Origin of the sequence: Streptomyces phyllanthi (genome assembly GCF_009377205.1) — a bacterium.
Classification (GTDB): Bacteria; Actinomycetota; Actinomycetes; order Streptomycetales; family Streptomycetaceae; genus Streptomyces; species Streptomyces phyllanthi.
In genome coordinates, this window is the sequence record NZ_VJZE01000089.1 from 1 (window position 1) to 26,158 (window position 26,158).

Annotated in this window: 27 protein-coding genes; 14 read left to right on the forward strand and 13 right to left on the reverse strand. The window is 72.4% G+C overall.

Going from position 1 to position 26,158, the window contains the following annotated elements; all coding sequences use genetic code 11:
• Positions 1-1,393, forward strand: a 1,393-nt coding sequence (locus tag FNH04_RS15535; protein WP_152784557.1) for an Nramp family divalent metal transporter, incomplete at its 5' end; no start/stop codon positions are given.
• A gap of 42 nt (positions 1,394-1,435) precedes the next feature.
• Here the strand turns inward: FNH04_RS15535 and FNH04_RS15540 are convergent.
• From FNH04_RS15540 to FNH04_RS15555, 4 genes are all read right to left on the reverse strand, one after another.
• Positions 1,436-3,127: a CAP domain-containing protein gene (locus FNH04_RS15540; RefSeq protein WP_152784558.1), complete on the reverse strand. Its 1,692-nt coding sequence runs from the start codon at positions 3,125-3,127 to the stop codon at positions 1,436-1,438.
• A 41-nt stretch (positions 3,128-3,168) separates the two neighbouring features.
• Positions 3,169-3,471 (reverse strand): DUF1232 domain-containing protein, encoded by a 303-nt coding sequence (locus FNH04_RS15545; RefSeq protein WP_152784560.1) that lies wholly within the window; start codon positions 3,469-3,471, stop codon positions 3,169-3,171.
• A gap of 139 nt (positions 3,472-3,610) precedes the next feature.
• The gene (locus FNH04_RS15550) at positions 3,611-3,994 is read right to left on the reverse strand and encodes a hypothetical protein (RefSeq protein WP_194236690.1); all 384 of its coding nucleotides are present in this window, start codon (positions 3,992-3,994) and stop codon (positions 3,611-3,613) included.
• Positions 3,995-4,306: 312 nt separating this feature from the next.
• Positions 4,307-5,269: a MurR/RpiR family transcriptional regulator gene (locus tag FNH04_RS15555; protein ID WP_322723112.1), complete on the reverse strand. Its 963-nt coding sequence runs from the start codon at positions 5,267-5,269 to the stop codon at positions 4,307-4,309.
• A 143-nt stretch (positions 5,270-5,412) separates the two neighbouring features.
• Between FNH04_RS15555 and FNH04_RS15560 the strand changes: the two genes are divergently transcribed.
• The 4 genes from FNH04_RS15560 to FNH04_RS15575 all read left to right on the forward strand — a co-directional run bounded on the left by FNH04_RS15560 (position 5,413) and on the right by FNH04_RS15575 (position 10,512).
• A complete protein-coding gene (locus tag FNH04_RS15560) occupies positions 5,413-5,826 on the forward strand; it encodes a hypothetical protein (RefSeq protein ID WP_322723113.1) in 414 nt (137 codons plus the stop codon).
• Positions 5,823-6,698 carry a DUF1206 domain-containing protein gene (locus FNH04_RS15565; RefSeq protein WP_322723114.1) on the forward strand — a complete coding sequence of 292 codons (876 nt, stop codon included), beginning with the start codon at positions 5,823-5,825 and terminating at the stop codon, positions 6,696-6,698. The genes FNH04_RS15560 and FNH04_RS15565 overlap by 4 nt, the downstream gene beginning before the upstream one ends.
• Positions 6,699-6,700: 2 nt before the next feature.
• Positions 6,701-7,186 (forward strand): DUF6328 family protein, encoded by a 486-nt coding sequence (locus FNH04_RS15570; RefSeq protein WP_322723115.1) that lies wholly within the window; start codon positions 6,701-6,703, stop codon positions 7,184-7,186.
• A gap of 110 nt (positions 7,187-7,296) precedes the next feature.
• Complete coding sequence (locus FNH04_RS15575; protein ID WP_152784564.1) at positions 7,297-10,512, forward strand: amidohydrolase family protein; 3,216 nt, start codon at positions 7,297-7,299, stop codon at positions 10,510-10,512.
• A gap of 59 nt (positions 10,513-10,571) precedes the next feature.
• Here FNH04_RS15575 and FNH04_RS15580 read toward each other — a convergent pair whose 3' ends face one another.
• Positions 10,572-11,783, reverse strand: coding sequence for a 4-hydroxybenzoate 3-monooxygenase (locus tag FNH04_RS15580; protein WP_322723116.1), 1,212 nt, complete (start codon positions 11,781-11,783; stop codon positions 10,572-10,574).
• Positions 11,784-12,001: 218 nt separating this feature from the next.
• Between FNH04_RS15580 and FNH04_RS15585 the strand changes: the two genes are divergently transcribed.
• The 4 genes from FNH04_RS15585 (at position 12,002) to FNH04_RS15600 (ending at position 15,099) form a co-directional block, all read left to right on the forward strand.
• Entirely contained in the window at positions 12,002-12,493 is a 492-nt protein-coding gene (locus tag FNH04_RS15585) for a VOC family protein (protein WP_322723117.1), read from the forward strand.
• Between the two features lie 424 nt (positions 12,494-12,917).
• Positions 12,918-13,712 (forward strand): aminoglycoside adenylyltransferase family protein, encoded by a 795-nt coding sequence (locus FNH04_RS15590; RefSeq protein WP_322723118.1) that lies wholly within the window; start codon positions 12,918-12,920, stop codon positions 13,710-13,712.
• 148 nt (positions 13,713-13,860) lie between these two features.
• The gene (locus tag FNH04_RS15595; RefSeq protein WP_152784570.1) at positions 13,861-14,292 is read left to right on the forward strand and encodes a hypothetical protein; all 432 of its coding nucleotides are present in this window, start codon (positions 13,861-13,863) and stop codon (positions 14,290-14,292) included.
• 312 nt (positions 14,293-14,604) lie between these two features.
• Positions 14,605-15,099, forward strand: a complete 495-nt coding sequence (locus FNH04_RS15600) for a MarR family winged helix-turn-helix transcriptional regulator (protein ID WP_322723119.1) — start codon at positions 14,605-14,607, stop codon at positions 15,097-15,099.
• A 34-nt stretch (positions 15,100-15,133) separates the two neighbouring features.
• Here the strand turns inward: FNH04_RS15600 and FNH04_RS15605 are convergent, their stop codons facing one another.
• The 5 genes from FNH04_RS15605 to FNH04_RS15625 are packed head-to-tail and all read right to left on the reverse strand — an operon-like array spanning position 15,134 to position 19,719.
• Positions 15,134-16,897 (reverse strand): PP2C family protein-serine/threonine phosphatase, encoded by a 1,764-nt coding sequence (locus tag FNH04_RS15605; RefSeq protein WP_152784572.1) that lies wholly within the window; start codon positions 16,895-16,897, stop codon positions 15,134-15,136.
• Positions 16,894-17,964 carry an ATP-binding SpoIIE family protein phosphatase gene (locus tag FNH04_RS15610; RefSeq protein ID WP_152784574.1) on the reverse strand — a complete coding sequence of 357 codons (1,071 nt, stop codon included), beginning with the start codon at positions 17,962-17,964 and terminating at the stop codon, positions 16,894-16,896. The genes FNH04_RS15605 and FNH04_RS15610 overlap by 4 nt, the downstream gene beginning before the upstream one ends.
• The gene (locus FNH04_RS15615; protein WP_152784576.1) at positions 17,964-18,404 is read right to left on the reverse strand and encodes an anti-sigma regulatory factor; all 441 of its coding nucleotides are present in this window, start codon (positions 18,402-18,404) and stop codon (positions 17,964-17,966) included. Before FNH04_RS15615 ends, FNH04_RS15610 begins: the two co-directional genes overlap by 1 nt.
• Positions 18,404-18,823 (reverse strand): STAS domain-containing protein, encoded by a 420-nt coding sequence (locus tag FNH04_RS15620; protein WP_322723120.1) that lies wholly within the window; start codon positions 18,821-18,823, stop codon positions 18,404-18,406. The genes FNH04_RS15615 and FNH04_RS15620 overlap by 1 nt, the downstream gene beginning before the upstream one ends.
• Positions 18,820-19,719, reverse strand: a complete 900-nt coding sequence (locus tag FNH04_RS15625) for an STAS domain-containing protein (RefSeq protein WP_322723121.1) — start codon at positions 19,717-19,719, stop codon at positions 18,820-18,822. The genes FNH04_RS15620 and FNH04_RS15625 overlap by 4 nt, the downstream gene beginning before the upstream one ends.
• Positions 19,720-19,915: 196 nt before the next feature.
• Here FNH04_RS15625 and FNH04_RS15630 point away from each other — a divergent pair, with 196 nt between their 5' ends.
• Complete coding sequence (locus FNH04_RS15630; RefSeq protein WP_152784578.1) at positions 19,916-20,176, forward strand: hypothetical protein; 261 nt, start codon at positions 19,916-19,918, stop codon at positions 20,174-20,176.
• Between the two features lie 125 nt (positions 20,177-20,301).
• A complete protein-coding gene (locus FNH04_RS15635; protein ID WP_322723122.1) occupies positions 20,302-20,778 on the forward strand; it encodes a MarR family winged helix-turn-helix transcriptional regulator in 477 nt (158 codons plus the stop codon).
• 263 nt (positions 20,779-21,041) lie between these two features.
• Here FNH04_RS15635 and FNH04_RS15640 read toward each other — a convergent pair whose 3' ends face one another.
• Positions 21,042-21,461 (reverse strand): STAS domain-containing protein, encoded by a 420-nt coding sequence (locus FNH04_RS15640; protein WP_322723123.1) that lies wholly within the window; start codon positions 21,459-21,461, stop codon positions 21,042-21,044.
• Positions 21,462-21,945: 484 nt separating this feature from the next.
• Between FNH04_RS15640 and FNH04_RS15645 the strand changes: the two genes are divergently transcribed.
• A complete protein-coding gene (locus FNH04_RS15645; protein ID WP_152784580.1) occupies positions 21,946-22,431 on the forward strand; it encodes an ATP-binding protein in 486 nt (161 codons plus the stop codon).
• Positions 22,432-22,597: 166 nt separating this feature from the next.
• On the opposite strand, the gene FNH04_RS15650 is transcribed toward FNH04_RS15645, so the two are convergent.
• Complete coding sequence (locus FNH04_RS15650; RefSeq protein ID WP_152784582.1) at positions 22,598-23,476, reverse strand: RNA polymerase sigma factor SigF; 879 nt, start codon at positions 23,474-23,476, stop codon at positions 22,598-22,600.
• Between the two features lie 381 nt (positions 23,477-23,857).
• Here FNH04_RS15650 and FNH04_RS15655 point away from each other — a divergent pair, with 381 nt between their 5' ends.
• Positions 23,858-24,727, forward strand: coding sequence for an RNA polymerase sigma factor SigF (locus FNH04_RS15655; RefSeq protein ID WP_152784584.1), 870 nt, complete (start codon positions 23,858-23,860; stop codon positions 24,725-24,727).
• A 71-nt stretch (positions 24,728-24,798) separates the two neighbouring features.
• Positions 24,799-25,113 carry a DUF5133 domain-containing protein gene (locus FNH04_RS15660; protein WP_152784586.1) on the forward strand — a complete coding sequence of 105 codons (315 nt, stop codon included), beginning with the start codon at positions 24,799-24,801 and terminating at the stop codon, positions 25,111-25,113.
• Positions 25,114-25,193: 80 nt separating this feature from the next.
• Here FNH04_RS15660 and FNH04_RS15665 read toward each other — a convergent pair whose 3' ends face one another.
• Positions 25,194-25,616 (reverse strand): SsgA family sporulation/cell division regulator, encoded by a 423-nt coding sequence (locus FNH04_RS15665; protein ID WP_386576307.1) that lies wholly within the window; start codon positions 25,614-25,616, stop codon positions 25,194-25,196.
• Positions 25,617-26,158: the final 542 nt, after the last annotated feature.

A 26,158-nucleotide genomic window follows, 5' to 3' on the forward strand; every position in this document is an offset into this window, starting at 1 on the left:
ACCCCACCCCGACGACCCGTACGCCCTGCGCGCCGAGGACGTCCGTGAAGCGCCCACCACCTTCGGGGGCCGTCTGCGCCACCTCGGCCCCGGCTTCGTGCTGTCGGCGGCCGTGGTCGGATCCGGCGAGCTCATCGTCACCACCTCGCTCGGTGCCAGGGCGGGCTTCGCGCTGCTGTGGCTGGTGATCGTCAGCACCGCGGTGAAGGTGTGGGTGCAGATGGAGCTGGCCCGCTGGACCATCCTCAACGGCCGTACCGCGCTGGAGGGTTACCGCGACATCGGCCCGCGCATCGGCCGGATGGGCTGGATCAACTGGCTCTGGATCGGCATGGACTTCGCCAAGATGTTCCAGCGCGGCGGCATCATCGGCGGCACCGCGGCCGCCTGCTCGGTCCTGTGGCCGATCACCGGCGAGGCGCTGAGCTTCCGCTCCCTCGCCGTGTGGACGGTCCTCGTCACCGCCGCCGCCGTCATCCCGCTCCGCACCGGCAGGTACGGAGTCGTCGAGTGGATCTGCGTCACCTGCGTCGTCGTCTTCACCGTCGCCACGGTGGGCCTCGCGCTGGGTCTGCCGGCCACCGAGTTCGGGTACGACGCGAGCGACCTGGGTGATGGCCTCAGCTTCCTCATCCCGGCCGGCACCGCCGGGATCGCCCTCGCCATGTTCGGCATCACCGGCGTCGGCGCCGACGAGATGACGACGTACACCTACTGGTGCATCGAGAAGGGGTACGCCCGCTGGACCGGCCCCGACGACGGCACCGAGGAGCGGGCGCGGCGCGCCGAGGGCTGGCTGAAGGTGATGCGCCTCGACGTGGCCGCCGGCTGGCTGGTCTGCACCCTCTGCACGCTCGCCTTCTACGTCATCGGCGCGGCCGTCCTGCACCCGCAGAAGCTGGTGCCCGAGGGCAACGCGATGATCACCACCCTGTCCCGTGTCTACACCGACACCATGGGGCCCTGGGCCGAGTACCTGTTCCTCGCCGGCGCCGTCGCCGTCCTCTTCTCCACCCTCATCGGCTCGACCGCCAGCGTGCCCCGGCTGTGGACCAACACGCTCGGCCTGCTCGGTGTCGTCGACTGGCGCGACGTCCGCGTCCGCCGCCGCACCGTCCAGCTCCTCACCTGCTGTCTGCCACCGGTCTGGGCCGCCTGCTTCCTGTACGTCCAGTCACCGGTCCTCATGGTGCAGATCGGCGGCATCGGCGGGGGCGTCTTCCTCCTGGCCGTGGTCATCGCCGTCTGGCGGCTGCGCGCCACCGGAGTCGAACGCCGCTTCCGCGCCAACGCGTGGCTCACCGTGGCCCTCGCCCTGAGCAGCGCCGCCATCGTGTTCCTCGGTGTGTACGGCGTCCTGGACGTGCTGGGTATCGGCCTGACGGCCGACTGACCGGTAGGACGCCCGACGCCACCGCCCCGTCGACGGCACCGTTCAGCCGCCGAACAGTTGCGTCCAGTACGTGCCCGCGGCGCCGCCCCCGGCGAAGCCGATGCCTATGTGGGTGAAGCCCGGTTTGAGGATGTTGGCGCGGTGGCCGGGGCTGTCCATCCAGCCGCGTACGACTTCGGCGGGGGAGCGCTGGCCGCAGGCGATGTTCTCGCCGATCGAACGTCGCGCGGAGCCCGCGGCGGCGGCCCGGTGCCAGGGCTCGCTGCCGTCGGGGGAGGTGTGCGAGTAGAAGGCGCGCGCGACCATGTCCGCACTGTGGGCCTGCGCCGCGGCGGCGAGCTGTGGATCGTCGGCCAGCGGCGGCAGCCCCGCCGACGCCCGCTCGGCGTTGGTGAGCGCGATGACCTCGGCGGCCGTCCGCGCCAGCCCGGCCGGCGAGAACGGCCGTGCCCACAGGGCCGTCCAGTACACGTCGCCGGAGCGCCCGCCGACGACGTACGCCAGCCCCGCCTCGGTGAACGCCGGATCGCACAGTGTGCCGCGGGCCTGCTCGGTGGACAGGCAGTAGTCCACGAACTCGGCGGGTGTGCGCGGGCCGGAGACCAGATGCTCGCCGATGGCCAGGTACGTGTAACCGCCCGCCGTGACCCGCTCGAACACCGACCGCCCGTCCGGTCCCTCGGAAGCGAGCCGTCCCCGTGCGGCCATCCCGGAGGCATGCTCCCGCGCCGCCGCCATGAGCCGCGCGTCGAGCGCCACGGCAGGCGAACCGGCCCCCGCCCGCGCGGAGTTCACCAGCGGCAGAAAGCCGTCGGGGTCGGGGGCACCCCCGCGCGCCGGGTGGCCGTTCGTCCCTGCGGCGGCACCCGGTACACGCGTGGCGTGGGCGCCGGGACCCGTCATTGGCGGGCCACCGCTGTTCGCGGGGGCCGAGGCACCGGGCACCCGAAAGCCGCCGCCCTGCCCGTTTCCGCTTCCTGGCAGCCGGAGGCCGCCGCCCTGCCCGCTCCCGCTTCCCGGCAGCCGGATTCCACCGCCCCGGCCGCTCCCGATCCTCGGTATCCGCAATCCGCCGCCCTGCCCGCCGCCGATCCTCGGTATCCGGAAGCGCCCCGGCTCCGGTGCGGCACCCGGACGGGGCGGGGCCCCGGCGTCGGCGCCGCCTCCGCCACCGGCCAGGGCCCCGCCTCCGCCACCGGCCAGGGCCCCGCCTCCGCCGCCGCCCCCGGATGCCGGAGAGGCCGCCGGCGTGGCGTCCTCGACGACATCGACCCCGAAGTCCCGTGCGACACCGGCCAGTCCGTCCGCGTACCCCTGCCCCAGGGCCCTCAGCTTCCACGCCGGGCCGCGCCGGTAGATCTCGGTGAGCAGCAGCACGGTCTCGCGCTGCGGTCGCGGTGGGGTGAAGCGGGTGACGACGCGTCCGCCCGGGCCGGTGACCTGGAGTGAGGGCGCGGGCAGCCGCCCAAGGGGTGTGTCGGGGTCGGCGGGGCTGACGACGACCGTGACGCGGCTCGCCCCGGCCCGCAGCGCGGCCGGATCGACGGTGAGCGCCTCGCCCCGGAGGCGGACTCCGGGCGCGCTGGGCTGGTTGTAGAACACGAAGTCGCCGTCCCCGCGCACCTTTCCGCTCTCGTCGGTGATGAGCGCGGACACGTCGAAGGGACCCGGCACCCGGAGAGTCAGGGTGCCGACCGGCAGGGGCAGATTGCCCCCGGGAACCAGCTCGCTCATCGCCGCCGCCCGTCGGAGTGACCGTTCAGCGGGACAACGTCTCACCTGCGCAGCGGAGTTCCCGTCCCGCCCTCCGGCACCTCGTCCCGGGCGGTCCGCAACGACCTCAGCGCCAGCAGCAGGATCCCGATGTCGTCCAGATAGACGGGGTCCGGCAGCAGATCGGTCGGCAGGACGAGATACAGGACCGCGCCCCAGAAGACCCAGCGCGGCCCGGTCGGCAGTCCGGCACGGCGCAGGTCCCGGCGTGCCCTCACGAGCCGGAGCAACAGCGCCACCGCCACCCCGAGGACGACCGCCGCGACCACGGCGGCGGCCACGACCAGCCACGTCCAGGAATCCATGAGCCCTGCCCCTCGCCGGCGACGCCGACTCGCCTCGCCTCGCCTCGCCGATCCCGCGCCTGTTCCTGCGGTCCTGTTCCTTTCCTTCCCGCCCTTTCCTGTTTCCCGCCGGGGCCGTTCCTATCTCGACTTCGTCGGCTCAGTGCGGGACGCGCGCGAGGTTGCTGTCCACGAGGGCCCGGCTGACCGCCCGGATGCTGCGGGCGATGTGGTTCAGCTGCAGCACCTCCGCGGCGTACATCTTGATGGTGTGCTCGATGACCGACTCGGTGAGCCCGAGACGGGGCAGCTCGGCCCGCGCGGTCTGCAGGGCCGTACGCGCGACGCGGATCTCGTGCTGCACCTGGATCTGGGCGTGACGGGCGAGCAGGACGGGGTGGCGGAGCATCGTGGGGTAGCTGCCGTAGCGGGCCGGCACCAGCTCGCGCAGCCACTTGGCGGCCGAGCGCTCCCAGTCGTAGCTGCCGGGTGGCTTCACCTGACACGGCCAGTCGGCGCTGATCGTCGAGGAGGTGAGGGCCATGTTCATCGCTCCGGTCTTGCGTCGGCGCCAAGGGCGGGAGTCTGGGCGGCCCCGGCCTAGGGGATGACCGGGGCCACCGCACCCGGGGCGCCGTAGCGGGTAGGACCGGACGATCCCGGGCGGACGACGTGGCCCGGCGTGGCGGCCGGGTCACGATCCGCGAGAAGTATTTATATATACCGATGAGTTTGCAAGAACATGAAAAAATTCATACCTGACCGAGATGCGCACTCCTCTCCGGTGAGGGCGGCCGCGGTGCCGGGAACGAGCGGGCGCCCCTGAGCGGGCTCGCTCCCCAAGCGGAGACCCCGCTCAGTCCTTGAGGAAGAACTGGTGCTGTTCGGCGACCTGTTCGTACTCCTCCAGCCGCGCCTGTGTCCGCTCCGGGTCGGCGTCGGTCATGGCCTGGAGCAGCGCCGCGGACATCAGGACCGGCGCCGCGTACGAGTCGAAGACCAGGCGTGATCCCGTCCCCGTGGTGAAGACGACATCGGCCTCGTCGGCCACCGGCCCGAGGGCCAGGTCGGTGATCAGGGCGACCTTCAGTCCCGCACCCCGGGCGACCCGCAGGGCGGTGAGCGTCTCCTGTGCGTGGCGCGGCATCGCGAACGCCAGCAGCCAGGTGCCGCCGGCCTCGCGCGACTGCAGCAGTGCGTCGTACGCGACGCTGCCGCCCCGGGTCACCAGCCGCACGTCGGGGTGGATCCGTCGCGCGGCGTACGCGAAGTACTCGGCGAGCGCCCCGGAGATACGCAGTCCGAGGACCGTGAGCGGCGTCGACCGGGACAGGGCCCTGCCGGTCTCTATCACCTGGTCCGGGTCGGCGAAGTCACGCCGCAGGTTCTCCAGGTTCGCGATCTCGGCGTCCACGGCCTCCTGGAGTTCGTTGCCGCGGCTCTCGGCAGGGGCGCCGGGGGCGCTGCCGAGAGCGCCGAGCGCTATGGACTGGAGCCGCTCCCGCAGCGCGGGGTACCCGCTGAAGCCCATGGCCGTGGCGAACCGGGTCACCGAGGGCTGGCTGACCCCGACGCGCTCCGCGAGGTCCGTGATCGACAGGAACGCGGCCTCGGTGATGTGCTCGATCAGGTAGTGGGCGATCCGCCGCTGCCCGGGCGACAGGCGGGGACCGTCGAAGAGCGCCCTCAGCAGGGAGGTTGGAGCCGGAGCCGGGGCGGTGGCCTCCGCCTCGGCTCCGGCCCGGCCCGAGGTGATCGCGGACGCCTGCGCGCGTGCCTGCTGCGGCGATGGCACCCGTGCGCCTGTCTCGTCTCCCACGAGCACTCAACATAGCCCACGGCCCTCGTCGTCCAGGGCCGCTCCCGCGCCCCCGATCCGGCCACGTGACATGCGGGGATCCCGTTTCGGCCGCAGGCTGGGGGTACCCGCACGGTGCCCCGTCCACGACAGGGAGGATCCCCGTGAACCTGCCCCGGCTGCCTGCATCACAGGTCCAGGTGGTTCTCAGTGACTGCGACGCGCACGACGCCGGTCTGATGTTCGACGTCCTGTGCCAGTGCTTCTCCTCGGACCGCTGCGTCGGTGAGGAACCGCACGAGGTGAACCGTGACCGCCCTACCGTGTGGGCGGGCACCTTCGACCTGCTCGACGACCCCGAGCACCCCACGGGCCACCCGCACGAGCCGCATCCCGTGCCGCTGTCGGGCCCGGTGACCGCCGACGTCCAGGGCAGCCCGCTCGCGGTACGGCATCTGCGGGAGGCCCTGGAGGAGTCGTTCACCGTCGAGGAGGTCGGCGCCATCGCCGGCGACCAGGAGGTCCAGGTCCAGCTGCGGCTGGAAGGGGCCCGATCACCCCGGGTGGCCGGGTCGTGACCACTCGGGCGATCACGGTACCGCGCACCGGCCGCGCCGCCCGGGACTCCGTGACGGAGGGAGCGGCGCGGGCGGGCCTGACGGCACGCGGGGCCATCTATCTGCTGGTCGGCGTCCTGGCGCTGCAGATCGCCTTCGGAGAGGGGGAGAAACAGGCGGACCGCGGTGGCGCTCTCGCGGAACTCTCCGAGAAGCCCCTCGGGGAGTTCTTACTCTGGGCGCTCGGTGTCGGTCTGGTCGGCATGGCGCTGTGGCGGCTCTCCGAGGTGGTGTTCGGCGGGCCGGGCAAGGACGGCCGCAGCCGGCGCAAGAGGCTCGCCGCGGCCGCACGCTGCGTCTTCTACACGGTGGTCGCCTCTTCCGTGCTCACCTTCACCGCAGGCGCAGGCGCAGGCGCAGGCGCAGGTGCGGGTGCGGGTGGCGGAGCTGGCGCGGGTGGCGGCGGCAACTCAAGCGACGAGCAGTCCAGGGACGTGACGGCCAAAGCACTCGAACTGCCCGGAGGCCAGTGGCTGGTGGCCGCGGCCGGCGCGGGCGTCGTCGTGGCGGGCGTGTGGATCGGCGCACGGGCCGTGATGCGCAGCTACCACAAGCACCTCAGGCTCGCCGAGATGTCCCGCGGGACCCGCAGGGCCGTCGACACGGCGGGTGTGGTGGGCGGCGCGGCGCGCGGACTGGTGTTCGCGGTGGCGGGCGCCTTCGCGATACGGGCCGCCGTCGACTACGAACCGGACAAGGCCAAGGGACTCGACGACACCCTCCGCTCCTTCGCCGACACCCCGCTGGGCCCGACGGCCCTGACCTGTGTGGCGGCGGGCCTCGTCCTGTTCGGTCTGTTCTCGTTCGCGATGGCACGCTGGCGAAGGGTCTGACCGTGGAGGAGGGCCGGGGACGGGGCCGCGACGAGACGGAGGACGAGCGGGCCGACCGCAGATGGGGCGAACTCATCCAGGAGGTCCGCGTGGCCCAGACGGGCGTGCAGATCCTGTTCGGCTTCCTGCTCACGGTCGTGTTCACACCCCGGTACCCGCACTTGTCGCAGACGGACCGGACCATCTACATCGTGACGGTGGTCCTCGGGGCCGCCGCCACCGGCGCCCTGATCGGTCCGGTCTCCTTCCACCGGCTCGTCTCCGGGCGGCGGATCAAGCCGCAGGCGGTGACATGGGCCTCCCGTATGACCTTCGCGGGCCTCATCCTGCTGCTGGCCACGATGACCGCGGCACTGCTGCTGATCCTGCGCGTGGCCACCGACGACGACTACGTGCCGTGGCTGGTGGCGGGGGTCATCGCCTGGTACCTGCTGTGCTGGTTCGTCCTGCCGATGTGGACCCGGCTGCGCCACACCACCAGCGACTGACACCACGTCACCCACCAGGGGCCTTCACCTCACCGACGCAGGACACGTCACCCGATGGCGTGAATGGTGCTGTTGCCCACGGGGCGGGCGGTACGCCAGCGTGCACTGCCATGGACCGTGACCGGAACACCGCCGCCTTACGTCCCGCCCGCGCCTTCCGCCCGACCCGCCGTCAACTCCTCGCCGCCGCGGGTGCCGTTCCCCTCGTGGCCCCGGCGGCCCCGGCGGCCCCGGCGGCGGTACGACCGGGCACCGGTCTCTCCCTGACGTTCACCCACGCGACCAACGGCTCGGCCACCCTCGCGCCCGCCGGCGATCGCCTGGTCGCCGAGGTCCAGAGCGTCCTGTGGTCCGTGCCCCGCACCGGCGGTACGGCCCGTCCGCTGACCCCCGAGGACCTCGAACCCGGCCGTCCCACGCACTCCCCGGACGGCGGGCTCATCGCCTTCTGTGCCTACCGGGGCGGGGGCTTCCACCTCTGGACCATGCGCCCGGACGGCTCCGGTCTGCGGCAGCGCACCGACGGCCCCTGGGACGACCGCGGGCCGGCCTGGTCGCCGGACGGCACCCGGCTCGCCTTCGCCTCCGAGCGCGGCGGAGACCCGGTGGAGGGCGGCCCGTACCGCGTCCACGTCCTCGACCTGCGCACCGGCCGGATCACCCGCGTCACCGGCCGCCCCGGCCAGGACGGCCCCCTGCAGGACGGCCCGTGGGAGGACTTCGACCCCACCTGGTCCCCGGACGGCGCCCGCGTCCTGTTCGTCCGCGCCAGGACGGTCACCACACCCCAGGGCGTGAGCCTGGAGGCCCGTACGATCGCCGCAGTCCCCGCCGACGGCACCGGCCCGGTCACTGTCCGGCACACCGAGACCGAGGCAGCGCAGGTCATGACGCCCACCCTCGCCCCCGACGGCCGTCTGGCCCATCTGCGCACCACGGCCTCCCCGAACGGGTCCTGCACCCTCGTCGTCGACGGCCGCCCCGTCCCGGTCGCCGGGGACATCGCCCCGGTGCCCCCGCGCTGGACGCCGGCGGGGGAGCTGCTCCTGACGGTCGACGGCGCCTTCACCCTCGTACGGCCCGACAGACCCAGGGAGCCGGAGACCGTCCCCTTCGAGGGCGTGCTCCCCGTGGAGCGGTCGCGGTACCGGACCAAGGAGTACGACCTGGGGGAGGCCCGGGCCCGCGTACGTCCGGTGCGGGGCATCCACCTTCCCGCGCTGTCGCCCGACGGGCGGCAGATCGCGTTCGCCGCCCTCAACTCGCTGTGGCTTGCGGGCAGTTCGGGCGGGCGCCCACCCCGTAGGCTGCGCCGTGCGGCCCCCACGCGCTACCTCCTCGCCCCCGCCTGGGCACCGGACGGGCGGTCGCTCGTCTACGCCGACGACCGTGACGGGCTCCTCGGCGTGTACCGGCACGAACTCGCCACCGGCGAGGAGACCGCGCTCGCGACCGGCGGCCGGGTCTTTCCCGCACTGTCACCCGACGGGCAGCGGCTCGCCTGCCTCGACCTGACCGGACGGCTCCTCGTCCGCGACCTGGCCTCCGGCGAGGAACGCGTCCTGGCCGCACCCCTCGGCGGAGGCGGACTGCCCGGACGTCCCAGCTGGTCGCCCGACGGCCGCCACCTCGCTCTCTGCGACCGCAACCGCCTGAACGGCCGTTTCCGCGAGGGCTACAACCTCATCCGGATCGTCGACACGGCGAACGGCACCGACCGGCTGCACGCGGTCGCGCCCCACACGTCGATCGCGGACCGGTACGACTCCGGGCCCGTCTGGTCGCCCGACGGCCGCTGGATGGCGCTCGTCGTCGAGTCCGCGCTGTGCCTGCTGCCCGTCGACACCGACGGCACCCCGAGCGGCGAGCCGCGCACCCTCACCTCAGAACCGGCCGACCATCCCTCCTGGTCCGGCGACTCCCGCAGCCTGCTGTACCTGTCCGGCACCCGCCTGCGCCTCATCGACGCCGACGGCGGCTCGGCCCGCACCGTCCGCGTTCCCCTCTCCGGCTCCAGGCCCACACCCGCCGACCTGGTGGTGCACGCCGGCCGCCTGTGGGACGGCACGGGCGAGGACGTCCGGGACGACGTCGACATCGTCGTACGCGGCGGACGCGTCGCGGCGGTGGAACCCCACCGGCCGGCCCGCCGCGCCACCCTCCGGCGTATGGACGCGTCCTCCCACACCGTCATCCCGGGCCTCTGGGACACGCACATCCACCCCTGGCAGAGCACCTACGGCGGACGCCAGACCGCCGGACAGCTCACCTACGGCATCACCACGGCCGTCTCCCTCGGCGGGTTCGCGTACGAACAGGCCCGGATCCGCGAGGCGGTGGCCGCGGGACAGCTCGCCGGGCCCCGGCTGCTCACCACCGGCGAACTCCTCGACGGCACGCGCGTCGCGTACAGCATGGGCCGGGCCCACCGCACCCGGCAGGGGCTGCGCCGCTCGCTGGAGCGGGCCGCCGCGCTGGACTGGGACTTCGTCAAGACCTATGTGCGGGCGCCCACATGGGTGATGGAGGAGGCCGCCCGCTTCGCCCACGAGCGCCTCGGCGTACGGACCGGAGGCCATCTGCTCTCACCGGGAGTCCAGCTCGGCCAGGACGTGACGACGCATCTCCAGGCCACGCAGCGGGCCGAGTTCGGCCACGCGATCACCACCACGGGCCGCGCGTACCAGGACGTCACGGAGACCTACAGCGCGCGCGGTGTGGACTTCTCCCTGATCGCCACCCCGTTCACCGCCGCGCCCCTCCTCGGCGCGGACCCCGCCCTCGCCGACGACCCGCGCGTCACGGTGGTGATGCCTCCCTGGGACGCCGCGGCCGTTCGGCAGGCGGCCGGTGTCCCACCCACGCCCGCCCAGCTCGCCGCGCTCCGTACGGAGACCGACATATACCGGCGGATCCTGGCCGCGGGCGGCCTCGTCGCCCTCGGTACGGACCAGCCGATCGTCCCCGTCGGCCTCTCCCTCCATCTGGGCCTGCGCGCCCTGCACCGGGGCGGACTGTCCCCGGCGCAGGCCCTGCGCACCGCGACCGTCCTGCCGGCCCGCCTCTTCGGCGTCGACCGCGATCTCGGCACCGTCGAGGAGGACAGGCTCGCCGACCTGACCGTCGTCGACGGCGACCCGTTCAAGGACTTCGCCACCCTCGTCCGCACGGTCTCGGTCCTCAGGGGCGGAGTGCCGTACACGACCGACGAGTTGGTTACCGCCTTCGAGCCGTCGGCCCGGCGCACGAGGGCGGCCGAGGACGACTGGCTCGGACTCGGGCGGCTGATGCGCAGGGACGGCTGCTGCGACGCCCACGCGTTCTAGCGGGCCCTGGCCGGTGTCCGCTTCCTCGCCGCCCAGGTCCTGTCGTTTGGATACAGGGCCTAGTGATCCGTGTCCTTGCCGAGGAACATCTCGGCGAAGCTGGTCGCCGCGGCGGGGGAGCCGAGGACCCGGCGCAGCCGCGCGGACGCCGTTCCCGCACGGAAAGGGTTGCCGGACGACGGCCCGTGGTACAGCTCGGACAGCCACTGCGAGAACTCCTGGTAGTGCCAGACCCGCCGCAGACAGGCCGCCGAATAGCCGCGCAGCCCGCTGTCGTCGCCCTTGCCGTGGTACGCCACGAGCGCGTCGGCGAGCAGCAGCGCGTCGTGCAGCGCCAAATTCATGCCCTTCGCCGCGATCGGTGCCACGAGATGGGCCGATTCGCCCGCGAGGTACAGCCGTCCGTACGCCATCGGCTCGGTGACGTAGTCGTGCATGTCGAGCACGCGCTTCTCGATCAGCGGGCCCTCGGTGAGCGGCGGCGCCCCGTCCACCGCCAGACGGGTGTGCAGCTCGGGCCACACCCGCTCGTCCGGCCAGTTCCCGGGGTCGTCGCCCGGCGGGCACTGCAGGTAGTAGCGGGTGACCTCGGGGCTGCGCGGCATGTGGCCGGCGAAGCCCCGTGGATGCACGCCGAGGATCACGCAGTCGGACGAGGGCGGTGCCTCGGCGAGCAGCGCGAGCCAGCCCACGCCATGATCGTGCCGGGCGACGGCCGTGCGGGCGGCGGGCATCGCGGTACGGGTCACACCGCGCGCTCCGTCGCAGCCGGCGACGAACTCGCAGCGCAGCAGCCGCCGTTCACCGGTCTCCGGATCCGAGTACGACACGGAGGGCCGCTCGCCGTCGATGCCGTGGAGCTCGACGTCACGTACACCGAACCGGATGTCGCCGCCCCGGACGTCGGCGTACTCCCGTACCAGGTCCGTCACCAGCAGCGGCTGCGGATAGACGTAGTGGTGGTGGCCGGTCAGCTCGGTGTACCGGAACGGGTGGCGCCCGCCCTCGAAGCGGAACTCGAACTCCGAGTGCGTGGAGGCCCGTTCCACGATCCGGTCGGCCAGGCCGCGCCGCTCCAGGGCGCGCACCGCCCACTCCTCCAGGAAGCCCGCGCGGGGCCGCCGCTCGATGAACTCCCGGCTCTCGGCCTCCAGCACGACGCAGTCGACCGAGGCGGCGCGCAGGATGTTGGCGACGGTCAGTCCTGCGGGCCCGGCCCCGACGATCACGACGGGAACGTGCCGCACCGGCACGGGGGAGGGGGTGGTCACCGGACCATTATGCGGGCGCCATCCTGGCCGGCGACTCAATTGCCCTGGCAGTCAAGGCGGTTGTCGCTCCAGCTGTCCTGATGGCCCGCGGCAAGGCCGGAACGCGCCGTCGAGAACGACTCGTATGCGTCGCGCGCCGGGTTGACCACGCATCGTAGGCGCCTAGAGTTGGACGCCGACTGGTTGAACCGCAAACTGCTTGTGCTGAGGAGCCCCACGTGGACCCTGCGGACCTCGCTGCGATCGAGGCGGAACGCGCCCGCATCCGGGACCGGTACCTGGCCGCGGACCGGCCGGCGAGCAGTGCGCGAGGAGTGCACCATGTGGCGCTGCTCTCCTCGGACGTGGAGCGGACCGTGCGGTTCTACCAGGACCTCCTGGAGTTCCCGCTCACCGAGATGATCGAGAACCGCGACTACAGGGGCTCCACGCACTTCTTCTTCGACGTCGGCCACGGCAACCTCCTCGCCTTCTTCGACTTCCCCGGCCTCGACCTCGGCCCGTACGCGGAGGTCCTCGGCGGACTCCACCACCTGGCCATCTCCGTCGAACCCGCCACCTGGCACCGCCTGCGCGACAAGCTCATCGCCGCGGGAATCGACCACCAGGAGGAGAGCGGCACGTCGATCTACCTCCGCGACCCCGACGGAGCCCGCGTCGAACTCCTCGCCGATCCGCTGGGGGAGATGTACGGGACGGTGGTGAGCTAGGGCCTGTCGTTGGTCGGGCCTGCCGTGAGGTGCGGTGCGGTTCGTCGTGGCCGAGCCGAAGGGGTCCGGTGCGTGCGGCTGCCTCCGGAGCACGTACGCCTGCCCGGTCACCGTCTCCGCCCGGCGGAAGCCCTGCGGTCCGCCGGCCCTCATACCCATCGGCCCCACGCCCGCCTGCCGACGGCTGCCGACCACGGGCGGCCCTGTCCGCGCGGCGGCAGTACGGCGATCCGGCGATCCGCCAACCCCCACGCCTGTCGGCCCCGCCGCGTACTGCCTTGCCCCCGCGCTGCGGAAGCCCGCCCGCCTGCGGGCCCGCGCCCGTTGCGTGTGGCCCCCCGGCCGGGAGCTTCGCGGCCGCCGACCCTCGTGCTGCCAGGCCCACACACGCTGCCTGTCGTGCGCTCGCCTACCATCCTGTCCCGTGAGGCAGCTCGACGACGTCCTGCATCTGGTCCGCCGCGTGTTCGGTGACGGGCTCGTCGGCGCCTACCCGCACGGATCCGCCGTCCTCGGCGGTCTGCGCCCGAGCAGTGACCTCGACGTGCTGGTCGTGGTCCGTCGCCGTACCACGGAGGACGAGCGACGGGCCCTGGTCGACGGGCTCATGCGCCTCTCCGGCGCGCGGGCCGTGGGCGGCGCGGCACGGCCTGTGGAGCTGATCGTCGTCGCGCGGGACGACGTCCGCCCGTGGCGCTACCCGCCGCGCTGCGAGTTCCTGTACGGGGAATGGCTGCGCGACGACTTCCAGCGGGGCGTCGTACCCGAGCCCGCCCCCATGCCCGACCTCGCGCCGCTCATCACGATGGCGCTGGGCGGCGGCACGGCCCTGCTCGGCCCCCCACCGGACGAGGTCCTCGCACCCGTCCCGTACGAGGACCTGCGGCGCGCGATCGTCGCGGGCGTCCCGGACCTCATGGCCGAACTGGAGCCGGACACCCGCAACGTCCTCCTGACGCTCGCCCGCGTCTGGACGACCCTCGCGACCGGCACGATCAAGTCCAAGGACGCCGCTGCGGGTTGGGCCCTCGGTCTCCTCCCGCCCGAGCACCGCCCGGCCCTGGCTCTCGCCCGAGCGGCCTACCGCGGCGAGCGGCCGGACGACTGGCGCGGCATCATGCCCCGGGCCCGGGCGCTCGCCGCCCACATGGCCGGCGAGATCGGGCACCTGTCGACAGGAGACGACTCAGAGCCTCCAGGGCCGATGCCCTCACGCTGAAGCCCAAGCCCAAGCCCAAGCCCAAGCCCAAGCGAGCCCTCACGTCCGAAGTCCCACAAAACCGACTCCACAGGGCAAGTCCGAGAAGAACATCGTGCCTCTTGAGCGTTTTCTGGGAGCGATCCGGATATCGGGGAACCCGAGCATCATGAACGAGCCGAATCTCCCACCCCACAGTGAGGCCCTGGACTTCCACCTCGGCCTCCTGCGCATGAGCATGGCCCCCGAGGAGTACGAGCTCCTGCTGGGTATGGTCGAGCCGGTGCTGAGGGCGCTCGACTCGCAGGAACCCGGCCCGGTCGGCCAGGACCCCGACGACGAACCGGAGGGCGAGGTTTCCCAGACCATCCGTGACGAGGCCGCCCTGGTCATCGCCACCGCCGTCACCGGACGCGTCGACAACGAACTGATCCAGATCGAGATCGAGGGCGGCGAGCCCGTCCGGGTCGTCACCGACCCGGACACGGCGTCCGACCCGGAGCGGCGCAGGGACATCGCGGACTGCATCCGCGCCCGCTACCGGGAGGACGAGGAACTGAGGGGCATCGCCGAGGCAAGTGGTCTGCCCACGGACCTGTGACCGAGACCTGTGACCGGGACCTGTGACCGGCTTGTCGAGGTACCACGTGGAGGACGTGAGACCTCCGTGTACTCCCAGGCGCTCCGGGTAGGCCCTTGGGCATGACCAATGCTTGGGCCGGAGTTGACTGAGAGAGAAGCGTACGTGGCTACCGCTCGAACTGTTCGCATGCCAGGGCACCACCCGGTCCGCGAGGCCCGGAGTGATGCCGCCGGTGCCGCGAAAGCCACGAAAGGAGGCCGCCCGGCGCTCCCGGCATGGTCCAGACGGCTCCCCGGGGAGCGCCGGACGGTCTGCGAAGGGTGACGGGCGGTGGGCTGTGAAGAAGCCCCGCACGTCGGCGCCGACGCCGTCGGCCGGCAGGTGGCCGACGCGGTGGAGAACCTGGTGACGATCTGGTTCGCCGCCGTCGAGGACGTCACCCCGCGTCTGCCCGCCCGCCAGGTACGGGCCCTGAGGATCGTGCGCCGCCGGCCCGAACTCAACCTCACGGCACTGGCCGAGCACCTGGACATCGGGCTGCCCACGGCCAGTCGGCTGTGCGACCGGCTCGAAGCCGCCGGACTGCTGCAGCGGAACGTACAGCCCGACGACCGTCGCGAGGTCCGGCTGGTGGTCACCGCCCACGGCCGCCGGTTCCTGACCGATGTCACCGACCGGCTGTCCGTGTACCTGACCACGGCGCTCGACGGCCTGTCGCCCGGGCAGCGCAGGTCGCTGGAGGAGATCCTCAGGGCCTTCCACGACTCCCGGACCCCGCTGCCGGACACCCGGCCGACGGGGGAGACACACCCGGGCCGGAGCTGACACCTCCGCCCGGACCCGATCGGATCAGCCCCGCTCAGACCCGTGTGCCGGAGGGCACCGCCTCCCTGATCCTCGCCGCGTCGCTGTGGATGTGGCAGAGCAGCAGGCACACGTCGTCGTCGTGCTCGGAATCGTCCAGCAGGGGCTGGAGGAGCCGGTCGGCCGCCCCGTCCAGATCCCGGTCGAGGTCGGCCGGCGCGAAGGTCCCCAGCTCCGCCGCGAGCCGCCGGATCCCCGGGTCTATGCCTTGCGCACGGCGCTCCACCAGGCCGTCCGTGTAGAGCGCCAGCGTCGAGCCGGGAGGGAGCGGCACCGTATGGTCGCTGATCCTCTGCCGCAGCGGGATGCCGAGCATGGCCCCCGGTTTGGCGTCGAGCGTGTGCACCTGCCCGTCCGGCGTGCGCAGAACGGGTGGCGGGTGCCCCGCGGCGGCCCAGGTGAGGGTGGGATCGTCGGGGTGGAAGCGCGCGATGACGGCCGTGGCGTACAGATCGGGCTGCAGACGGTGCAGGAACGTGTGCAGATGGGTCAGCAGCTCGCCGGGGCTGCCACCGTCCACGGCATAGGCCCGCAGGGCGGTGCGCAACTGGCTCATCATCACCGCGGCGTGCAGACCGTGCCCGGTCACGTCGCCGATCACGGTGATCAGGCTGCCGTCGGGCTGGCGGAAGGCGTCATACCAGTCCCCGCCGATGTTCAGACCGTGGGTGGCCGGGAGGTAGCGCGCGGCGAGATGCAGACCGGGGGTCGTGGGCAGGTCCGTGAGCAGGGCCCGCTGGAGCGTCTCGGCGATGTCGCGGTTGTGCTCGAAGCGCTTGGCGTTCTCCAGGGCGATGCTGGCCCGCCGGGTGAGCTCGATCAGCATGACGGCGTCGTCGGCGTTCCAGCGCTCCTCGGGGGGCGATAGCGTCAGGACGCCCAGTGGTGCCCCGCGGGTCACCAGGGGGATGCACAGCAGCGGCCGGGTGGGTTGCAGCGCTGAGTGGGGCTGGTCGTCGACGCCGGGCAGGCCGCCGGGATGGTCGGCGGCGTACTGCGGGCGCCCTCGCCGCGCCGCGAGAACGGCGGCGGCCGGATGCGGCTGGTTGCGGCGCTGCTCGTCCTCCTCGTCGTCGAACAGCCATACGTCGACGGTGCGGGCGTACCGCGGCACGAGCAGCTCGGGCAGGATCCGTACGATCGCGTCGTGGTTCAGCGAGGCCGTGAGAGCGGCGCTCGCGTCGGCCAGGAAGGTCAGCCGGCCCCGGGCCTGCTCCGCCTCCGCGTGGGCCTTCTGCTCGGCGGCGAACAGCTCGCGCTGGGCCCGCCCGGCAGCGTCCAGTTCGGCATGGAGGGCCAGGACGCCCTGGTTGGTCTGGTGGAGTTCCTCGCGGTGGAAGGCGACCAGCCGTTCCTGCTCGTCGAGCTTCTCCAGCAGCAGGGCCGCGTCCTCGTCGGCGCTGAACAGGGCCTCCGCGAGGGTCTCCGCGTCGTCCGCGACGTACTCCGCCCCGGAGGCCTCGCCGTGCCCGGGGACGACGGCCGCGACGCGCCAGGGCGGCCGTGCGTCGGGTGCTCGGTTCCCCGCCGAGGCCACCTCGACGACGAACCGGCCGCTCCCGTCCCGGGCGGCGGTCACCTCCACACCGATCCGCCAGGGACCGCCCTTGGTCAGGCACTGCCGCAGCTGTGCGGTGAGCGCGGTCACCAGACGTGTGCGTTCGACGCCCGGCACACCGTGCGCGGTGGCCAGCCGGGCGGTGGCGATCCGGGCCCGCGCGGCCTCGGTGACGGTACTGACGTGCCAGGTACGGGTCATGAGGTGCGGTCCGGCGGTACGGGGCTCAGTACGGCGACCGCGGTGTCGTCGCGCACCGGCCGGGCGGGGCTGCTCGCGTCCCGCACGATCACGGCGGCGATGACAGCGGGGTCGAGGGAAGGACTGTACGCCGCCGGACCGGGGCTCCAGCGGCTCGGCAGCCCGTCACTGTGCAGTACCAGCAGGCAGTCGTCCTCCCAGCCCACCTGCTGCTGGGGCAGTCTCGCCGACCGGTGGGCGCCGACGATCCCGGGACGCGAGAGCAGGGCCTGCCATCTGTCGCCGGAGCGCAGCCGGGCACCTATGTTCCCGACACCGGCGAAGTGGAGCCGTCCGGCGGCGACATCCAGCTGGGCCACGGCCACGGCCGCACCCCTGGTGTCGCGCAGGGCGCCGTCCAGCCGCCGCAGCAGCTCCGCCGGCGGCGCGTCGGCCGAGCGGCGCAGCTCCTCCACCGCGGCCGAGGACGCGCGTGCCGCGTCCGGGCCGTGGCCCAGACCGTCGGCCAGCATCAGCGTCACGCGGTTGTCCGCCCGGACCCCTGCCCACGCGTCCCCGGAGTACTCCGCCCCCGCGAAGGGGATGTTGACGCCGCCGGCCCGTACCGAGGGGCGGGCGGTACGCCCCGGCCCTTCGGCGCGCCCCCGACGGGCACCGACCCGTGCCATGGCGATCGTTCCGCGCCCCGGCGTGCTGTGCAGGTCGAACTCGTCGGCGACCCGGCGACAGGTACCGAGACCCGCACCGAGCGACGCGGTGGTCGTGTAGCCGTCGCGCAGCGCGGCCACCACGTTGCGGATGCCCGGGCCGTGGTCGATCGCCACGATCTGCACGACCGAGGCGCGCTCCCGCCCCGAGAGCTCGGTGGGGGAGTCCACCAGGTCCAGGAGGACCAGGCCGCCGCCCGCGTGCTTGAGCAGGTTCGTCGCGAGTTCGGTGGCCACGAGGGCGGCGCTCGCGGCGCGGCTCTCGTCGAGCCCCGCCCGGGCCGCCGCCGCCTCGGTCGCCACCCGCACGTCGCGTACGCGGGTCGAGTCGTGGACCGGTACCTCCCAGACGCGTGGCATCAGCGCTCCTCGCGCGGACGCGGGGGAGCGGAGACCCACGAGGCCACCGTCACGGTCGTACCCCTGCCCGGGCTGCTGTCGATGTCGAACTCGTGCACGAGGCGCCGAGCGCCTCCGAGGCCCATGCCGAGCCCCTCGGCGGAGGTGTAACCGTCGCGGAGGGCCTGGTCGAGGTCCGCGATACCGGGCCCCTCGTCGCTGAAGGTGAGCCGCAGCCCGCGCACGCCGCCCCTGTTCACCGGTGCGCACTCCATCTGGCCCCCGCCACCGTGGACGAGGGTGTTGCGGGCCAGCTCGCTGGCCGCGGTGACCAGTTTCGTCTGCGCCACCAGGCCGAAGCCGAGCTGGGCAGCGGCCTGCCGCACGTGCTGCCGTACCCACACCAGGTCCAGGTCCGAGGTGATCGGCAGGCAGGCGGAGAGCCCGCCGGCTGTCTGCATCAGGGACTCTCCTGGCGTGTGCGCCCGTACCGGGGGGAGATCGAGGCTCCGCCGAGGAGGCGCAGAGCCTCTTCGGTGCTGAGCGCCGTACGCAGTCCCGGCAGGGTCAGGCCCAGTTCCACGAGGGTGATCGCCACGGCGGGGCGCATCCCCGCCACCACGGTCTCCGCGGCGAGCAGACGCGTCTTGGCGGCGATGTCGGCCAGCACCCGGCCGAGGAACGAGTCGACGATCTCCACTCCCGAGAGGTCGATGACCACGCCGTTGACGCGGCTGTCGGCGGCCGCCTCGCTGACGTCCTGCTGAAGCTGCTCCGCGGTGCCGTCGTGCAGATCGCCCTGGAGCGTGACGAGGAGGACGTCACCGATCCTGAGGACCGGCACCTGTCCCCCGTACGGAGAGGGGGAGAGGCCGGTCACCGGGGACCCGCACCGTCCGGCACGTGGGCCACGATGTCCGCGCCCTGTTGCCGCAGGGCGTAGGCGAGGGCGTCCGCCAGGCTCGCGCGGGTCATCACCGTGCCCAGGTCGATGCCCAGATGGACGATGGTCTGGGCGATGGCGGGCCGGATGCCCGAGACGATGCACTCCGCTCCCATCAGACGTGCTGCCGCGACGGTCTTCATCAGGTGCTGCGCCACCAGGGAGTCCACGGTCGGCACGCCGGTGATGTCGAGGATCGCGAAACGCGCGTGCTGTTCCACGATCGAGTCCAGGAGCGTCTCCATCACCACCTGGCTGCGGGCGCTGTCGAGGGTGCCGATCAGCGGCACGGCGACGATGCCCTCCCACAACTTGATCACGGGCGTGGCCACTTCGAGCAGCTGCAGACGCTGCCGTTCGATGAGCTCCTGACCCGCGGTCAGAAGCGTCTCCAGGACGACCATGCGCAGCGTGCCCATCAGGACGGTGAGGGCGGTCGTGCACTCCCGTACGTGCTCCTCCCCCCGGGCTGACAGGTCGGCGACGAGCAGTTCGAGGACGGGCGGCCGCAACGCGTCCACCTCGGTGGAGATCTGACTGTTCGTCGAACCGGCGCGGGAGCGCGACGCAGCCGTACGGGCCAGCTGGTCGCGCACGACGTTGAAGCCGTCGGCCTCCGGGTCCTCCAGGCGTTCGGCGGCGGCCACCGCGGCCAGCGCCTCCACCACCGCCCGGCCCGCTTCCACCGCCTCGTCCCGGGAGACGGTGAAGACGGTGCGGAACAGCGCCGCGTCCGCCCAGCGCTGGGCGATCTGCTCCCGACGCAACCGCAGGAAGTCTCCGACCTCCTGCGCGGGCGCCACCTGGTGTCCTTCGGCTTCCTGCTCCGACACGTGTTCCTCTCCTTACCTGCTGTGCGCCGGCCCGGCTTCGGCGGGCGGCCCGTAGGTGCGGTCTCCTGCCGGCTGCCCGACAACTCTAGGCACGCCCTGATCCCCTACAAGACCGCTGGACTCCCCGGTGATCCGAATCGGACGGTCTCGGTTTCCGCTGTGGCCACGACGGCCGGGGCGGCGGGGCCCTGTCGCGGTGAGCGGCAACGGCCCGGCGGTGGCGGCGGCCAAGGGGCCCGCGATCCAGGGTGGTTCGGACCACTCGATGAGGCACGTCCCGGCCCGCTCGGCCCTGCGGACCTCGACGGCCTTCGCCGCGTGGCCGCCGTACGGCATCCCGCGGGCGCCGATCACGCGGACCGCGGCCACCGGGTGGCGCGGAACCGCGCAGCGACGTTCTCGCACGGCTGTCTCGCGTCTGTTCACGATGTCGGATACGCCCTTCTTCCCGCCGTGACGGCGCATGTCCCACCTGGCGGCGGGCGCCTCCGTCGGGCTGTCTGTGCCTGTGTCCGGCGCTCCGTGCGACCTGTCCGCCCGGGTCGGCTGACAGTGCGCGAGAACCCTGGGAGAGTTGGGCGCGTGACTTCCCCCTCCTCGTATCCGCGGCCGGACGAGGTGGCGCGTGCGACCTCAGAGGCGGCGGAGTTGCTGGAGGTCCTGTGGGGCCGTGCTTCGACGGCGCCGGTGTCCGTCTCGCAGATCCGCGTGCTGTTCATCCTCGAGCACAACGACGGCATCAACCTCCGCACGCTCGCGGAAGCCCTGGGCTCCACACCGCCTTCGGCCAGCCGCCTGTGCGACCGGCTCCAGGCCGTCGGGCTCGTGGAGCGCGGGCCCAGTGCCTCCAGCCGCCGGGAACTGCGTCTGCGACTGAGCCGAAGCGGCCGCTCGTACCTCGCTGAGCTCAGGGCCCGGCGCGAGAGCGCCCTGGAGCGCGTACTGGCGCAGATGCCGACCGCGCAGCGGACGGCGCTGATGGAGGGACTCGAGGCGTTCTCCGCCGCCGCGGCGGCGCAGATCCACGAGGGCGACGTGCCCGGCGTCAGAAGCGCCTGACGTACGGCGCCGTCCCGGTCCGACCGTACGGGTCCGTCTCGGGCCGGCGCCCGGGGGGCGATCGTGCGTACACCGCAGTCGAGCGGTGTGTGCAGCTGTCTCCGTCGACCGGAACACTCCACACCTCCCACGCCTTGGCCCCGCCCACTCTGTTGCCTCACGGCCATAGTTGTCAAACGGCAACTGTTGGCCCCGAAAAGGTTGTTCACCGCTGATGTTCCGTATGCCACCTCGCGGTGATCGCGGGCGGGCCGACGTGGGGTCTACTCGGCAGATCCTTCTCCCGGTTCCGCGGGATCCGACCTGCCTGCGCCCGGCTGCGGGTCGTCGACGAGGGCCAGCGCCTCCTCGGCGCTCTCCACCGTCGGCACGGTGATGCTGACACCGGTGAGATCCAGGATGCGGCGTACGGCAGGAGGCGGGGAGATCACGTACACGCCCCCGGAGATCTGCCGGACCTCCTGGTAGACCCGCAGGATGATGTTCATCCCGGACGAGTCCATGAAGGGAACCGACGCGACATCGAGCAGGAAGTGCCGCCGACCGTGGTGGAGTTGGTTCGCCACGTGGTGCTGCAGCTCGGTGGCGGTATCGATGTCCAGATCGCCCTCGATGGTGAGCAGCACGGCGTCCTCCCGTGGCAGCGTCACCTCGATCGACAAGGGATTCTGGGCAACAGACACAAGTACCTCCCACAGGCATGACCGGTTCGAAGCCGTGTACCCCGGAGTCCGGGGTCGATGCACCGCCTGTCGGCACGGGCGGTGCCCCCGGACGGTGAACGCCCGGGAGGCGGGAAAACCCTCCGGCGCGTCGTCGCCCGGGTCATGCCTCCCTTGCCTCCCCTGCTCGCCACGGCGATGCGCTCGTGCGCATACCCGGGATTCGCGCGGACACACGGTGCGGTTCCACGGCCGGGGGAGTGGTGCGCCGGCTTCGGCCGGGCGGATTCGGAAGACCGCCCGGCGATTCTCGCCATCTGGGGACTTCCCGGTTTCGGACGGCCCAGGGCGGTCAGCCGAGGTAAAGGAGACAAAGGACAGAACGGACGTCACGGACCGCCCGGACGGGGGCCGGTACGGATGTCCCCGGGGGCGACGGGGCGGTACGGGTACCGCCGGCGCTGCGGCAGCGGCCGGCCCCATTCGTCAGTCAGGGAGCGAGAGGATGCGTGAGCAATACCGGGTCCACACCACCGGGCGCCCGGCCGGACCGGGGCGGGACCGCCGAGGACCGCGGAATCCGGCCGAGGCACGCAACGCCGTCAGGCGGGCGGTGTCCGACCGTACGGCAGGCACCTGCTGCGACGAGGACACCCTCTCGGACGCGTTGCTCGTCGTCTCGGAACTGACCACCAACGCGATGCTGCACGGGGGAGGTGTCACGGAGTTCGACGTCGCCCTCGTCGGCCGTGAGCTGTACGTGTCGGTGAGCGATCGCGATCACCGGGTCCCCGTGGCCTCGCCCGCGGTCGACGACCACGGGCGGATGCGCTGCGGCGGCCGGGGCTGGCCGATCGTCTGCCGGCTGTCCCGCGATGTGACCGTGTCCGGACTGCCGTCCGGCGGCAAACGCATCACCGCGGTGGTTCCCCTCGGCCGGGCCCACCGGGAGCCGGGCGGCAGCGGAGGGCCTGAGCACTGCCACATGTGACGGGCGTGTGCCGCCCCCGCAGGTCGTCCGTGGGTCGTGTTCGCGTGTACGTGCGTCCGCGCCACCCGCGGCTTCACGGGTGGCGCGGACGCACGTACACGATGAAGGACACGGCCACGGACACGACGCCGCGCGCCCGGCATCCGCCGCGCGGCGGATGCCGGGCTCAGGCGACGTCGGGATCCAGCAGACCGGCGCGCAGTCGCTTGATGATGCGGCTGATCAGCCGCGAGACATGCATCTGGGAGACGCCGAGGTGCCCGGCGATCTCGGACTGGGTGAGCTCCTCGACGAAGCGCATGTGGAGGATTCGGCGCTCACGCTCGCCGAACTCGGCGATCAGGGGAGCCAGTGAGTGGAAGTCCTCGACGAGTTCCAGCGAGGGGTCCTCCTCGCCGATGACGTCGGCCAGCACGGTCTTCTCGTCCGGGGCGCCGCCGGGAGCGAGCGCGGCGTCGAGGGAGGCGGAGTTGTAGCAGTTGGCCGCCTTGCGGGCCTCGATGACCTCTTCCTCGGACAGCGACATCAGCTGGGAGAGCTCACGCGTGGTCGGCGTGCGGCCCAGCCGGGAACGCAGCTCGTCCGTGGCCTTCGCCAGCTCCACCCGGGCCTCCTGGAGGCGCCGCGGTACGTGCACCGCCCAGCTCGTGTCCCGGAAGAAGCGCTTTATCTCGCCCACGATGTACGGCACGGCGAACGTGGTGAACTCGACCTCGCGGGAGATCTCGAACCGGTCGATGGCCTTGATCAGCCCGATCGTCCCGACCTGGACGATGTCCTCCAGCGAGTCCTCCCGGCCGCGGAAGCGCGAGGCGGCGTACCGCACGAGGGAGAGGTTCATCTCGATCAGGGTGTTGCGCACGTACTGGTGCTCGTGCGTGCCCTCTTCCAGCATGGCGAGCCGGTCGAAGAACTGACGCGACAGTTCACGCGCGTCCTTCGGTCCCACCTTGGACGGGTCGTCGATGACGGGCAGTCCCGTCTCGTGTTTCCCGACCGCCTCTCCCGCCGTGGCCGTTGCCTGCGCTGCCGTCACGGCTGCCATGCCGCCCTCCCCGATCGCTGGAATCCTCAATGACATCCCTCGCTTGCCCGAGTTCGCGCGGCGCACTCCTACGGAATGGTGAGAGTGCGGTGTCACAGCCATGTCTGGCGTGAAATCGTCGTCCGCCCGTCGCGTCCCGGCCCGGTGCGACACGGCTCCCGCGGCGGGTCCGCTCCGGCGCCCGGCGGACGTCACCCGGTGGGGCGTCACGAAGCATGCGCGGACGGTTGTTTGCCCACACGACGGTGGGGCAGGCGGGGGTTCGTGCTTCGGACCAGAGGCGCGCCGACGGGAGAGGTGTGCCCGTTCGGGGCCTCTTCGCCCCGCGCACCCCTTCCCGCGACATTTCCCCTCGAAATCGTCGTTCAGGAGCGATTCCGCATGCTGGTTGAGAATTCCGCCAACGGGTCCGGTGTGTCCACGCGTCCCCAAGGCACGGGGAAGCGGGCACACGACGACGCCCCTGACACCATCGCCGTCTTCGTCCGGCTCTCGGAGCTGGAGGAGGGGCCCGAGCGCGAAGCCCTACGGGACGAACTGGTCAAGGCCTGGCTGCCCATGGCCCATCGCATCGCGGGCAAGTTCCGCAACCGCGGTGAGTCGCTGGAGGATCTCCGTCAGGTCGCGGCACTCGGGCTGCTCAAGGCCATCGACCGGTTCGAACCGGAACGGGGCGCGTTCGAGAGCTATGCCGTGCCCACCATCACGGGTGAGATCAAGCGGCACTTCCGCGACCGGATGTGGGCGCTCCGCGTCCCCCGGCGCGTGCAGGAACTCCGCAACAAGGTGCGCGTCGCGCGTCGTGAACTCGCCCAGAGCGCCGGCTCGGGTACACCGACCGTGGCCGAGATCGCGGAACACGCGCATCTCACGGAAGAGGAAGTGGCCACCGGAATGGAGGCGCTGGACAGCTTCACCACGCTCTCCCTGGACGCGGAGGTGGCGGGCGGTGACGACGGCTACAGCCTCGCGGACACCCTCGGCGCCCCCGACGCGTCGTACGACACCGTCGTCGACCGCGAGGCCGCGAAGGAGGGGCTGCGTCAGCTCCCCGAACGCGAACGCGCCATCCTCTACATGCGTTTCTTCGAGGACATGACGCAGAGCAGCATCGCCGACCGGCTGGGTATCTCCCAGATGCACGTCTCCCGGCTGATCAGCCGGAGCTGCGGGCGCGTGCGCGACGAGGTCCTCGGCGCGCGGACGGCGACGGCCCGGCGCGGTGGCGGCGAGCGGCCCCATCCCGACTGACCCGCGCGACGCCCCTGCGCCACCCCGGCGATCCGCACGATGCCACCATCCCCGATCCGGACAGGAGCCCCATGCTGCAGCCCCATCCCGCCATCCTGCGCAAGCTCGTCGAGGAGTATGAGGAGTATGAGGAGTACGAGGCGTACGAGGCGCTCGCGCAGGACGAAAGCCGGGAACCGGCGTCCCGCCCGGGCGGCCGGCGCGCGCAGGACCTCGCCTACACGCTGTGCGTGACGATGGGCACGCGTGACGTCCGTACGGCCCTCGAAGCGGCGCGCCGTCAACTCCGAGCCGTGCACGACCCCATGACGGTGTCGGTGGTGCCCCGCCCCCGTACCGTCACGGGCCCGGCGTCCGCGACGACCGGCGCACCGGCCGGAGCGTAGGCCTGCGGGGAGGCGCAGGCGTAGAGAGAGGAGGTGTCCGGCCACGGCCGGACACCTCCTCTCCCCTTGCCCGGGCGGGACTACTTGCCCGTGCGGGCGAAGAGCTCGTCCAGGAACTCGTCCACGCACACCTTCTCGTGCCCCGGCTCGACCACGTCGTAGGTGTCCTCCAGAAAGGACACGACGGCGGGGGCCGGGGCGAGGACCACCGCCCGCTGCCGGCCCGCGCCCTCCCGGGCGTTGCCGGACGACAACTCGATGCGCAGCTCGTTCCGTGTCCCCGCGCGCTGCGGCCGCAGGCGTACGTCTCCCTCGCCGACGGGGCGCTGCACCCCCTCGGCCAGCATCCGCCGGTCGAGTCTCCACTGCGCGAGGAGGCGGCCCTCATGGGTGAAGGTCGCCGTCACGGCCAGGGGATCCTCCGCGGAGTAGCTCATATGGGCCAGCACGCGGATGCGCTGGGCGTGCGCGGCCACGAGTTGCACGGTCAGCTTCCTGTGCACGAAAGGAATCAAGGAAGGCCTCCGGGGTCCGGGGGAACAACGGACGGGAGTCATCAGGTACCCCCATCACGCCGGTGAAGCCTCCCCAATCGAATGATTCAGAGGATGATTCCGTGGGGGAGTGGTCCGACCACGAGCGGTCCGCGGCGATTCCGCCCCCCATGCTTCGGGCTTCAGCGGGTATGCGGGGGTCGATGATGAGTGACGAACGAGAACGACCGGGGACGTTCCCGCGGCAGACCCGCCCGGCGCGGCGTCCGCCCGCGTGGCATGTGCCCGAAGCCCCCGTACAGCGCAGGAAGAAGGTACCGATTCCGGTGCGGTGGGAGGCCGCCCTCTCCCATAACGGTGTCGCCGGCGCCCTCCGCTCGGCGACGGACATGTCGTGTACGGGGCCGGAGAAGCGATGAAGCACGTGGAACACCACACCGGCGGAGACGACATCCTGTCCCGCACCGCCAAGGAGACGGACGTCAGGGCCGGCACCCGTGTGTCGCGTGCCGGATCGAGCCGAATCGCCGCCGGCGAGGGCGGGCCGGGCG

Coding starts and splice junctions, on each gene's coding strand:
- FNH04_RS15575 (WP_152784564.1), top strand. CDS start 7,297: ATGGACCGTGACCGGAACACCGCCGCCTTACGTCCCGCCCGCGCCTTC.
- FNH04_RS15610 (WP_152784574.1), bottom strand. CDS start 17,964: ATGCCACGCGTCTGGGAGGTACCGGTCCACGACTCGACCCGCGTACGC.
- FNH04_RS15595 (WP_152784570.1), top strand. CDS start 13,861: ATGAACGAGCCGAATCTCCCACCCCACAGTGAGGCCCTGGACTTCCAC.
- FNH04_RS15660 (WP_152784586.1), top strand. CDS start 24,799: ATGCTGCAGCCCCATCCCGCCATCCTGCGCAAGCTCGTCGAGGAGTAT.
- FNH04_RS15655 (WP_152784584.1), top strand. CDS start 23,858: ATGCTGGTTGAGAATTCCGCCAACGGGTCCGGTGTGTCCACGCGTCCC.
- FNH04_RS15605 (WP_152784572.1), bottom strand. CDS start 16,897: ATGACCCGTACCTGGCACGTCAGTACCGTCACCGAGGCCGCGCGGGCC.
- FNH04_RS15540 (WP_152784558.1), bottom strand. CDS start 3,127: ATGAGCGAGCTGGTTCCCGGGGGCAATCTGCCCCTGCCGGTCGGCACC.
- FNH04_RS15545 (WP_152784560.1), bottom strand. CDS start 3,471: ATGGATTCCTGGACGTGGCTGGTCGTGGCCGCCGCCGTGGTCGCGGCG.
- FNH04_RS15615 (WP_152784576.1), bottom strand. CDS start 18,404: ATGCAGACAGCCGGCGGGCTCTCCGCCTGCCTGCCGATCACCTCGGAC.
- FNH04_RS15550 (WP_194236690.1), bottom strand. CDS start 3,994: ATGGCCCTCACCTCCTCGACGATCAGCGCCGACTGGCCGTGTCAGGTG.
- FNH04_RS15650 (WP_152784582.1), bottom strand. CDS start 23,476: ATGGCAGCCGTGACGGCAGCGCAGGCAACGGCCACGGCGGGAGAGGCG.
- FNH04_RS15645 (WP_152784580.1), top strand. CDS start 21,946: ATGCGTGAGCAATACCGGGTCCACACCACCGGGCGCCCGGCCGGACCG.